This window comes from Inhella gelatinilytica, assembly GCF_016093295.1.
Taxonomy (GTDB): Bacteria; Pseudomonadota; Gammaproteobacteria; order Burkholderiales; family Burkholderiaceae_C; genus Inhella; species Inhella gelatinilytica.
The window spans coordinates 192,881-202,697 of sequence record NZ_JAEDAL010000006.1 but is presented as its reverse complement, the minus strand read 5'-3'; the positions used below and the strand labels follow the sequence as shown (position 1 = coordinate 202,697).

Annotated in this window: 10 protein-coding genes; 4 read left to right on the top strand and 6 right to left on the bottom strand. The window is 65.5% G+C overall.

The window, feature by feature from the left end:
- The first annotated feature begins 144 nt into the window (after positions 1 to 144).
- Positions 145 to 678 carry a hypothetical protein gene (locus I7X43_RS12880; RefSeq protein ID WP_198101346.1) on the top strand — a complete coding sequence of 178 codons (534 nt, stop codon included), beginning with the start codon at positions 145 to 147 and terminating at the stop codon, positions 676 to 678.
- Positions 679 to 1,087: 409 nt separating this feature from the next.
- Here the strand turns inward: I7X43_RS12880 and I7X43_RS12875 are convergent, their stop codons facing one another.
- The 4 genes from I7X43_RS12875 to I7X43_RS12860 form a co-directional block, all read right to left on the bottom strand.
- On the bottom strand, positions 1,088 to 2,104 hold the full coding sequence (locus I7X43_RS12875; RefSeq protein WP_198101345.1) for an IS110 family RNA-guided transposase: 1,017 nt from the start codon (positions 2,102 to 2,104) through the stop codon (positions 1,088 to 1,090).
- Positions 2,105 to 2,849: 745 nt separating this feature from the next.
- Complete coding sequence (locus tag I7X43_RS12870; RefSeq protein WP_198101344.1) at positions 2,850 to 3,767, bottom strand: 2-hydroxyacid dehydrogenase; 918 nt, start codon at positions 3,765 to 3,767, stop codon at positions 2,850 to 2,852.
- On the bottom strand, positions 3,764 to 4,252 hold the full coding sequence (locus I7X43_RS12865) for a glutathione peroxidase (RefSeq protein ID WP_198101343.1): 489 nt from the start codon (positions 4,250 to 4,252) through the stop codon (positions 3,764 to 3,766). Before I7X43_RS12865 ends, I7X43_RS12870 begins: the two co-directional genes overlap by 4 nt.
- Positions 4,253 to 4,281: 29 nt before the next feature.
- Positions 4,282 to 5,010, bottom strand: coding sequence for a substrate-binding periplasmic protein (locus tag I7X43_RS12860; protein WP_198101342.1), 729 nt, complete (start codon positions 5,008 to 5,010; stop codon positions 4,282 to 4,284).
- A gap of 130 nt (positions 5,011 to 5,140) precedes the next feature.
- On the opposite strand from I7X43_RS12860, the gene I7X43_RS12855 reads away from it, so the two are divergent.
- The gene (locus tag I7X43_RS12855) at positions 5,141 to 6,079 is read left to right on the top strand and encodes a hypothetical protein (protein WP_198101341.1); all 939 of its coding nucleotides are present in this window, start codon (positions 5,141 to 5,143) and stop codon (positions 6,077 to 6,079) included.
- Positions 6,080 to 6,139: 60 nt separating this feature from the next.
- Here the strand turns inward: I7X43_RS12855 and I7X43_RS12850 are convergent, their stop codons facing one another.
- Together I7X43_RS12850 and lplT are read right to left on the bottom strand one after the other, a co-directional pair.
- Positions 6,140 to 6,784: a hypothetical protein gene (locus tag I7X43_RS12850; RefSeq protein ID WP_198101340.1), complete on the bottom strand. Its 645-nt coding sequence runs from the start codon at positions 6,782 to 6,784 to the stop codon at positions 6,140 to 6,142.
- A gap of 90 nt (positions 6,785 to 6,874) precedes the next feature.
- Positions 6,875 to 8,155 carry a lysophospholipid transporter LplT gene (gene lplT, locus I7X43_RS12845; protein ID WP_198101339.1) on the bottom strand — a complete coding sequence of 427 codons (1,281 nt, stop codon included), beginning with the start codon at positions 8,153 to 8,155 and terminating at the stop codon, positions 6,875 to 6,877.
- 116 nt (positions 8,156 to 8,271) lie between these two features.
- Between lplT and alr the strand changes: the two genes are divergently transcribed.
- A complete protein-coding gene (alr, locus tag I7X43_RS12840) occupies positions 8,272 to 9,405 on the top strand; it encodes an alanine racemase (protein WP_198101338.1) in 1,134 nt (377 codons plus the stop codon).
- Positions 9,405 to 9,809 (top strand): alternative ribosome rescue aminoacyl-tRNA hydrolase ArfB, encoded by a 405-nt coding sequence (gene arfB, locus I7X43_RS12835; RefSeq protein ID WP_198101337.1) that lies wholly within the window; start codon positions 9,405 to 9,407, stop codon positions 9,807 to 9,809. The genes alr and arfB overlap by 1 nt, the downstream gene beginning before the upstream one ends.
- The last annotated feature ends 8 nt before the right edge of the window (positions 9,810 to 9,817 follow it).

Sequence of the window (9,817 nt, the reverse complement as noted above, 5' to 3'; positions counted from 1 at the left end):
GCATCCAATCCCCTAGGCCCCCGCCACCGTCGCCGCGACGGTTCAGTCCAACATGGTTTATCTGCCGCGATTTCCGCTCAGGCCGCTCGCCATGTTCGTGGCGCGGCAGATAAACGCTGATTGTTAGAGCGCAACACAACCCACATGGCCATGCAACCCAAAGTCGTGCTCGCCCTTCTGCTTGCTTCTTTCAACTACGCCGTAGCCGCGCAGGAAACCGCTACGTCAGCGGAACGAGTGTTGAAGCTTGCCGAGAACGCCCCTAGCGTTGTCCTTCCAGGAGATGGCTGGACAATTCATCAAGAGAAGCGAAATCGAACCGGAACCGGAATCTACTATCTCTTGGCGAACAGCCGGAGCAAGGCCTACCTGTCTGCATACATCGAAAAAACGCAAGCGTGCCAAGCCGCAGATGAGTGTTTGCAGCTGGCTCTTAAGAATGAGAGCTACAAGAAGGCCGAAGGTCAAGCCTACTTCACGACCCCCCAGTTCAAGGCCGCTAGGTTCTTCATTGATCAGCCCGGTGGGCTACCTATCAAGCAGGCTCACATTCTCGCGTCCACCTATGTCAGCGGCCACTGGATCGATCTCCATCTTTCAGCCGCCGGACCGGAACGTCCAAGCATAGAGCCCCTTGAAGCTCTCCTTCATTCACTAAGTGTCCGCAATGCGCCCTAACCCCTCAGTCAAGGGGACTGGCCTGCAGCCAGCCCCTTACGAACTACAAGGGCTTCCCCACTGATCGCAAGCAATATCCGGCCTTGATGAATGGCGCAGCCATTCATCAAGGGGTTTGCAGTTGGATCTCCAACGCGATTGGGGCTGGTTCGTTGAGCACGGAGCAAGTGCGGACTGGGGTTACTACAAACGGTCACTTGTGCAGCGTTCAGATGCTGCGGACCCTGATGTGAAGACGCGCGCGGGGGCCTCATTCGTTAGCCGGAGCCGGTTTCCCGCTCCCTTGAGTTAATCAGGCACGCCCCGCACAGGTCCAACCTTGCTCATCAACGACAGGCCGGTCACGCGGCGGAAGGCTTGAGGGTTGCAGTCTCCGGTTGCCGGGGTGGATCGGGTGGCTCTATGCGGTTCAGACTGCGAGCTTGAAGGCGTCGCCCTTGGCCAGCACGGCCCAGGCCAGCCGCGCGTTCTTGGCCGCCATGGCCACCACCGCCTTCCAATAGCCGCGCCGCTCTTCGACGTTTCGCACCCAGCGACTGATCGGGTCGGTCTTGTTCTTGGCCGCCGCCAGCACCGCCCGCGCGCCCAGCACCAGGAGGCTGCGCAGATAGGCGTCACCTGCTTTGGTGATCCGCCCCAGCCGCGTCTTGCCGCCCGAGCTGTATTGGCCCGGCGTGAGCCCCAGCCACGCTGCAAACTGGCGCCCGCACTGGAAGTCGTGGCCGTTGCCGATGGCCGCAGTGAGCGCGGTGGCCGTGGTCTCGCCAATGCCCGACAGGCACATCAAGCGCTTGGCGGCCTCGCTCTCACGGGCCAACTGCGCCAAGTGACGGTCGTACTCGTGGACGCGATCGTCCAGCCGCCCAACTTCGCTCAGGCAATCCCCCACGGCGAGGTTGGCCCAGCCGGGCAGGTCTTCCAGGTGCAAGAGGGCTTCTCGCCGCACGGTGGCAGCCTTCAAGGGCAAGACGATGCCGAACTCACTGAGCAGGCCCCGAATGCGGTTGATCAATGCGGTGCGCTGTTCGATGAAGCCTTGTCGCACCCGGTGCAGGCAGAGTTGCCCTTGCTGCTCCAAGCTCTTGGCGGGCACAAAGCGCATGCTGGGGCGTTGGGCGGCTTCGCAGATGGCTGCGGCGTCTGCGGCATCGTTCTTGCCACGCTTACCCGAGAGCCGGTACGGAATCACAAACTTCGGGGCGATGAGCTTGACGGTGTGGCCCAAGGCTTGGAACTCGCGCGCCCAGTGGTGGGCGCCCGAGCAGGCTTCCATGGCGACGAGGCATGGCGGCAGCGCCGCGATGGCCTCCAGCAGTTTTGCGCGCGGCACCGTGGGCCGCACCAGCGCGGGCTTGCCCGCTTCATCCACCCCATGCAGGGCAAATACGTTCTTCGCGAGATCGATGCCGACGCAGACAATGGCCATGGACTTCCCCTTTCAGAGTGAGTTGATGAGATTTCGCAACCCCATCGTGGCACTTGTTGCCGTTTGCCGCTCACCGCGGCTAGCTCGGGACGGGGAAGTCCCTTTCATTCGTTAGAGGTCTCTGAATGCGCGCCTGGCACATCGTCTATGTGATCTTGCTCGCTATCGGATTGTCCGGGTGTGTTCCTTTCCCTCACTCGATCACACTGTCCCCCGAAATTTCCGGCGCAGTTGAAATTTCCGGTAAGCCCGTTGAAGGTGCAAGCGTCTTCCTGGCAACGGGTTCGGAGAGCACGCCTTGCAATACTGTCATTCAAGCCGTCAGCACCGCCAGCGATGGCTCGTTTGTCATTCCTAGGAGGAGTCAACTGCGATTTCTATACGTGCCGCTCGTAGCGCCAATCTCTGTAGCCGAGTTCACTGTTTGCGTGCGGTCTGAGCTTGGTGCGCAGATGGGGTATCGAGGCATTGTCCGCTTGAGCGAAGCTGGCAGGGTCACTCTCCGGTGTGATCCCTCTCGTCCTCTACGGCGTCGGGGATTCGACATGCTTACGCGTGAGTTGATTTGCGAAGCGCATCGCTGACACCGCCCCTCTCTGGGGGGCGGGCCCGCGTGAGCAGCACCGAGGACGCTCAGGCGCGGGAGAACGGCGGGGGCGCGCAGCACGCCCTCTTGTGCGACGGCTTGGGGCCCGCGGCCTGGACCCGGAGTGTCGGGGCCTTGGCCTACGGTCCCTGACTGAGGTCAATACCCACCCGTGCCCACCACCCCGCTCACCGCCTCACCCCGCAGCAGAGCCTGCAGCTTGGCGGCGATCTGCTGGATGGACTCCTCGCGCAGCGTGGCGGCCGCCACGTGGGGGGTGAGGGCAATCTTGGGGTGGTGCCAGAACGGGTGCTGCTCGGGTGCGGGCTCGGGGCTGCAGACGTCGAGTGCGGCGCCGGCCAAGTGGCCGCTGTCCAGCGCGGCCAGCAACGCGGGTTCATCCACCAAGCCGCCGCGCGCCACATTGATCAAGTAAGCCCCCCGGGGCAGTTGGCCCAAGCGTTCGGCGTTGAGCAGGCCGGCCGTTTCGGGCGTGAGCGGAATCAGCGCCACCAGCACGCGGCTGCGGGCCAGGAATTCCGGCAACTGCTCGGAGCCGACCGAGAGCGGCACGTCGGCCGTGCGCGCGCGGCGCACCCAGGCGTGCACGGGGAAGCCCAGGGCGCGCAGCGCCTGGGCCACGGGATGGCCCAGGGCGCCGTAGCCCAAGAGGCCCACCGGCCAATCGCTCTTGCGCTCGGGGGAGAGTGGGTTCCACTGGGCCTCGGCCGCTTGCGCCGTGTAGCGGTCGAAATGGCGGTACCAGCGCAAGAGCGCATGCAGCACGTACTCGGCCATCTGCACGCCCATGCCGGCGTCTTCCAGGCGGATCAGCGGGATGTGGGCGGGGGGCTGGAGGGCCAACAGGCCATCCACGCCGGCGCCGGCGGCAAACATCGCTTTGAGTTGGGTTTGCTGGGAGAAAAACGCGGGGGTGGGCTTCCACACCACGGCGTAGTCGGCCGGTGGGGCGCCGCTCTCCCAGGCGCTGACCTCAAAGCCGGCGCCAAGCTGGGCCTGCAGTTCGTGGGCCCACAGGGCCGCGTCGCCCGGTTTGCAGACGGTGAGCTGGATCATGCGGCCAGGGCTTTTTCGATGTCCTGGCGCAAGGCTTCCGGCGTATCGGTGGGGGCGTATCGGGCCAACACCTCGCCGTCGCGCCCGACCAGGAACTTGGTGAAGTTCCACTTGATGGCTTCGGTCCCCAACAGGCCCTTCTTCTCCTTCTTGAGCCACTGCCACAGCGGGTGGGCTGCGCTGCCGTTGACCTCGACCTTGGCCATCATGGGGAAGCTGACGCCATAGTTGCGCTGGCAGAAGTTCGCGATTTCGGCGTCGGCGCCGGGGTCCTGCCCGCCAAACTCATTGCTGGGAAATCCCACCACGGTCAGCCCTTGCGCTTCGTAGTCCTTCCACAGTTGCTCCAAACCGCCGAACTGGGGGGTAAAGCCGCACTCGCTGGCGGTGTTGACGATGAGGAGGACGCGCCCTTCATAGTCACGAAGGGAAACCGGACGGCCCTCAATGGAAAGGGCGTCAAAGTCATAGACAGAGGTGCTCATGGTTCGCAACAGCAGTGAGGGAGGAGGGATCAGTCGCCGGCGTAACGCTGCAAGGCGGCATTCCAAGCGCCACTCTGGTGCAGGCGCTCGAAAGCGGCTTCAAGTTCTTGAATTCGGGGCAGCCAAGCCGAGCGTTTGGAAAACACCAGGTGGGGCGTCTCCCCGGTGATGCGGAAGGGCTGCTTGTGCAAGGGGAGCTTGAGCACTTGCAGCAATGCATCGCCCTGTCGTTCGGGAACCAAGGCGGCGTCCAGGCGGCCCAGCTGTATCAAGGTGAGGGCGGCTCGATAGGTGCTCAGCTCAATCCGCTGCAATTGCGGGTTGTCGTCGATCAGGGGGCCGTAGCGTTTGCCCAATTGCACGCCCAGTCGCCGCCCCATCAAGTCGCCGACGCCTTCCACCTTGGGGGCCGACGGCAGGGTGTAGATCACCTTGTCCTCGGGGGGAAGGGTGACCCGGGAATAGTGCAGGTATTTTTCGCGCTCGGCCGTCCGGATGGGGCCGATCATGGCATCGGCGTCGCCCCGCTCCAGCATCAGCAAGGCCCGGGCTGCCGGCACTTCGGTGAACCGCAGGGGCCAGCGCGCGGACTCTGCCGCGGCGCGCAGCAAATCGAAGTACAGCCCGGTGGGCTCACCCGGCCCGAACCGGCGATAGGGCCAGTCTTCGCTGCCCACCACGTGCAGCGCGGGGCTGGCTTGCAGCGCGCTGGAAGCGCCGGCGAGGGCGGTGAGAACAGACCGGCGAGTAAAAACCATGCGGGATCTCCTTGCGCCGATGCTACTGGGTCGCTCGAACTAGGGGTAGGTCCGAATCCCCGGGGGCCAGCAGGCGGCGAAATACACCGCACAATCGCGCCGCCCACCTGGGGTGCAAGGGAGCGGATCGATGGAGTCTCGTCTGGATCACTTGGTTTGCCTGACGCCTGATGACTACAAGCGTCGGGGCGATCATCGCGCGGCGCATTGGAAATTGCTGGCGCATGGAGATTCCTGGTTTTCGTTCGCATCGGCCAAGGTGGATGCTCACGCCAACCTCTTGGAGGAGCTCATGTTCAGCCAGCCCACGCTGGCCGTGAGCTGCGCAGGCCACCACAACGCGCTGCGGCGCATGGTGGATTTGGAGGGTTCCCCCGATTTCGTCGAGCTGTTGGATGGCGAAGAGACCTGGGATGGGATCTTGCTGAGCGTGGGGGGCAACGATTTGGTGTCGGCGGCCCAGGTGCCGGCGATCCATGCTGGGGAGCCCACCCCCCTGCATCTGCGCCTGCTGCGCCGCCAGACGGAATGGGGGGCGCCAGGGGCCGGGGTGGGGCGTTACTTCAGCGAAGAGGGCTGGGCGACCTACAGCCAATACATCCGCGCCAACCTGAAGCACATCTTGAGCTTGCGGGATGACGGGCCGAACCAGGGCAAGCCCATCTTCATGCATTGCTATGCCGTGCCCACACCCCGCCCGGCCGGGGCCGAGGACGCTTCAGGCCCCTGGCTGTACCCCGCGCTCAAGGCCTACGCCATTCCGCAGGCGGACTGGGCGGCGATGAGTCGCTCCATGGTGTCCAAGCTGGCGGCGTTGCTCAAGGCTTGCGCGGCCGACACGGCGCAGTTCCCCAATTTGCATGTCTTCGACTCCACGCAAGTGCCCATCGCCCCAGCGGCGCTCGGGACCAGCGGGATCAGTGGCGACTGGCACAACGAGATCCACCTCAACCACAGCGGGTGTTTCAAGATTGCCCGTGCTTGGAGCACGCAGATCGAGGCGGTGCTCAGTGGCAAGCCCTTGGTGGCGGAGGTGCCCAAAGGGGGGCGTGGGAAACGCGGCGGCTGAACCTGGAGCGTCAAGAAAAAGGGCCACCGCGAGGTGGCCCTTTGTTCAGGTGGGGTGGCTTCACTCAATCCGGAAGTCGAAATCCTGGGTGAACTGTCCGTTGTGCGTGCCGCAGAGGTAGGTTTCGCGCAGGGTGTGTTCAATGGATTGCGCCAGCACGCGCATGGCGCGCCGATCGCTCAGGCCGCGCAACACGGTCAGTTGTACGTCCACCACGCGGCCTTGGCGCAGCGTACCGATGACGCGGAAGCTGGCTTGCCCGTCGACCCCGAGCGCGGGGATTTCCGGGCGTCCAGTCTGCGAGCACAGGGCGCCCACCGACTGGGGCGTAGAGGCCGGGGTGGGCTCGGCGCGCTGCGTGGGTGTGACGCTGACCGAGGGCCGATCCACCACCGCCGGAACGGCGTCCGGCGAGGCTGTCACCGTGTGGTCCGTTGCGGCGTGAACGACCAAAGGGTCTTGTGGGATCCATACCGTCTGGCTGGGCGGGGGCAGGCTTGGGTCGCGCACCAAGGGCAGGGGCGGCGGTTCGACTGGCGGCTCTGCCTGCAGCACCACCACATCAGTCGGTTTGGGCGGTGATTTGATGATCTTCGGCAGCAGGCCATTGGCCAGGGCCCAAATCATCAACACGTGCAGGGCGACAACAAAACCCAATCCGCCCATGCGTGAGCTGGCGGTTTGTACCGGACTGGCGAACTGCATGAAAGGCTCCCAAGGGTGAAGGTGGGTTCAGCATGAACCATGACCTTTGACATGGGAGCTCGGGCGAACCCTAGCGACAGGGCATGCCCCTCAGTGACAGTCGTCGCAGCGGGCGTGGTCCAGCAGCCGTTCGACCTCTTGGCTGTGATGGCGCAGATTGTGCTGATGCCAGCGACGGATGACCTCCATCACCCCAGCCACCAAGAGACCGAACACGGCGATGGCCGTGAAGGCCGAGAGACCGAACTTGGTCATGCCGGTGTAGAACGCGCCCAAGGCCAAGATGCAGGCCTGCTCATTGAAGTTCTGCACCGCGATGGAGCGGCCGGCCCCCATCAGGTTGTGGCCGCGGTGCTGCAACAGGGCGTTCATGGGGACCACCAAATACCCCCCCGCTGCGCCAAGCATGAGCAGGAAGGGAATGGCCACCCCGATGTCACGAATCAGGTTCAGGCCAATGACCAGGAGGCCCATGGCAATGCCCAGGGGAATCACGGCCGTGGCGCGGTCCAAGCGCATGCGCATCGAGGCCACGATGGCGCCGGCTGCCACACCCAAGGAGACCACGCCCGCCAGACTGCTGGCTTGGGTGGTCGTGTAGCCCAGCGCCGCCGCCGCCCAGGGGAAGACGATGATGCGCAGGTTGCCGCCGAACCCCCAGAACACCGTGGTGGTGGCCAAAGAAATCTGCCCGAGCTTGTCCTGCCACAGCCGAGAGTTGCAGGACACAAAGTCCATCAACAGCGTCCCGGGGTTGCGCGGCAGCGGCATCAGCGGCGCCCCGGTGCGGGGAATGGACAGATTGAACCCGGCCGCCAGGGCGTAGACCGCAATCATGGCGGCGATGGCCATTTCGGGCGCGGTGTCCACACCGGTTTCAACGCCCGGCAGGTCCAGACCGAGCAGCAACGGCGCGAGCTGGGGACCTACCAACTGCCCGCCCAGCAAGATGCCCAGAATGATGGACGCGATGGTGAGCCCCTCGATCCAGCCGTTGGCCTTGACGAGTTGCGACGGTGGGAGCAGTTCCGTCAGGATGCCGTACTTGGCGGGGGAATACGCCGCGGCGCCCAGACCCACGACGGCGTAGGCCAGCAGCGGGTGAACGCCCACCAGCATCAGCAAGCAGCCCACCACCTTGATGCCGTTGGAGATGAACATCACCCGGCCCTTGGGCAGGGCGTCGGCAAACGCGCCAACGAAGGGGGCCAGCAGCACGTAGAAGAGCGCGAACATGGGGGTCAGCGCCGGCACCTGCCAGGCGGGGGCCTGGCTGGAACGCAGCAACTCGATGGCGGCCACCAGCAAGGCGTTGTCGGCCAGCGAGCTAAAAAACTGCGCCGACATGATGGTGTAGAAGCCTTTTTTCATCCGCCGGAACCTGCAGCACCCCACACAAAAAACGGCCACCCAGGGCCGTCGGTCAGGTCGCTAGGGTAACCCATGAGACTGCGGCGGCTGACGCGGCCCTGCGACAGAATCCCGGTATGCCGCGCCCGATTGAAGCTGTGATCCATCCTGACGCCCTGAGCCACAACCTGGGGCGAGCGCGGGCGCTCTCGGGCGATGCCCGCATCTGGGCCGTGGTCAAGGCCAATGCCTACGGGCATGGCATCGAGAACTGTTTCGAGGCCCAGCGCCTGGTGGCGGACGGCTTTGCCTGCCTGGATCTGGCCGAGGCCGAACGCCTGCGCGGCCTGGGCTGGCGGGGGCCCATCCTGCTGCTGGAAGGGGTGTTTGAGCCGCGCGATCTGGAGTTGTGCTCGCGCCTGCACCTGTGGCACGTCATCCATCACGAGGCGCAGATCGAATGGCTGGCAGCGCACAAGGTGCTGTGGCCGCAGCGGGTGTTCCTCAAGCTCAACAGCGGCATGAACCGGCTCGGCTTCCGGCCACTGGCCTTCCGCGCCGCCTGGCAGCGGCTGGCGGCCTTGCCCCAGGTTGAGGATGTGAGCCTGATGACCCACTTCTCGGACGCCGATGCGCTGCGCTTTGGGCGGGACGGGGTGGCCCACCAACTGGCGGTCTTCGAGGCCGCGTGTGCTGACTTGCCCGGTGAGCGCAGCCTGGCCAACAGCGCGGCCACCCTGCGCCATGCGGGGCGGCCGCTGGGTGGTGGCCTGAACGTGGGCGCTGATTGGGTGCGGGCCGGTGTGATGGGCTATGGCGGGGTGCCCGATTACCCGGAGCACGATGCCACGCACTGGGACTTGCGCCCGGCCATGAGCCTGCGCAGCCAGGTGCTGGCGGTGCAGGAACTGCACCCGGGCGACAGCGTGGGCTACGGCAGCGCCTTTGTGGCGGAGGCGCCCATGCGCGTCGGCATCGTGGCCTGTGGCTATGCCGACGGCTACCCGCGCCACGCGCCCACGGGCACGCCCGTGCTGGTGGCCGGCCAGCGCAGTCGCACCTTGGGTCGGGTGTCGATGGACCTGCTGACCGTGGACCTCACCGGGCTGCCGCAAGCGGGCGTGGGCACCGAGGTGACGCTCTGGGGTTGCAGTGCCGTCACGGGCGCCGTGCTGGGCATCGACGAAGTGGCACACGCCGCAGACACCATTGGCTACGAGCTGATGTGCGCGCTGGCGGCGCGCGTGCCGGTGCGCGTTGACGGCCGCTGATGCACCTGCACTGGCAGCCGCGCGAGGACGAGATCGAGCTGAGCTTCATCCGGGCCAGCGGCCCGGGAGGCCAAGCCGTCAACAAGACCAGCAGCGCGGTGCAGCTGCGCTTTGACGTGCGGGCCTCCAGCCTGCCGGAGGCGATCAAGACCCGCCTGCTGGCGCTGAACGACCAGCGCCTCACGAACGAGGGCGTGCTCGTGATCAAGGCCCAGGAACACCGCAGCCAGGATCAAAACCGCGCCGAGGCCATTGCGCGCCTGATGGCGCTCGTGCAGTCGGTCGCCCACCCGCCCAAGGCTCGCCGTGCCACCCGGCCCACCTGGGGCTCGCAGCAGCGGCGGCTGCAGGGCAAGGCGCTGCGCGCGGGCATTAAGGCCGGGCGCGGGCGGGTCAGCGAGTAGCTTCAGCC

What these genes read in the sequence shown, in the direction of transcription:
- I7X43_RS12880 (WP_198101346.1), top strand. Translation starts at nt 145, where the DNA reads ATGGCCATGCAACCCAAAGTCGTGCTCGCCCTTCTGCTTGCTTCTTTC.
- I7X43_RS12860 (WP_198101342.1), bottom strand. Translation starts at nt 5,010, where the DNA reads ATGGTTTTTACTCGCCGGTCTGTTCTCACCGCCCTCGCCGGCGCTTCC.
- lplT (WP_198101339.1), bottom strand. Translation starts at nt 8,155, where the DNA reads ATGAAAAAAGGCTTCTACACCATCATGTCGGCGCAGTTTTTTAGCTCG.
- I7X43_RS12875 (WP_198101345.1), bottom strand. Translation starts at nt 2,104, where the DNA reads ATGGCCATTGTCTGCGTCGGCATCGATCTCGCGAAGAACGTATTTGCC.
- I7X43_RS12865 (WP_198101343.1), bottom strand. Translation starts at nt 4,252, where the DNA reads ATGAGCACCTCTGTCTATGACTTTGACGCCCTTTCCATTGAGGGCCGT.
- arfB (WP_198101337.1), top strand. Translation starts at nt 9,405, where the DNA reads ATGCACCTGCACTGGCAGCCGCGCGAGGACGAGATCGAGCTGAGCTTC.
- I7X43_RS12855 (WP_198101341.1), top strand. Translation starts at nt 5,141, where the DNA reads ATGGAGTCTCGTCTGGATCACTTGGTTTGCCTGACGCCTGATGACTAC.
- I7X43_RS12850 (WP_198101340.1), bottom strand. Translation starts at nt 6,784, where the DNA reads ATGCAGTTCGCCAGTCCGGTACAAACCGCCAGCTCACGCATGGGCGGA.
- I7X43_RS12870 (WP_198101344.1), bottom strand. Translation starts at nt 3,767, where the DNA reads ATGATCCAGCTCACCGTCTGCAAACCGGGCGACGCGGCCCTGTGGGCC.
- alr (WP_198101338.1), top strand. Translation starts at nt 8,272, where the DNA reads ATGCCGCGCCCGATTGAAGCTGTGATCCATCCTGACGCCCTGAGCCAC.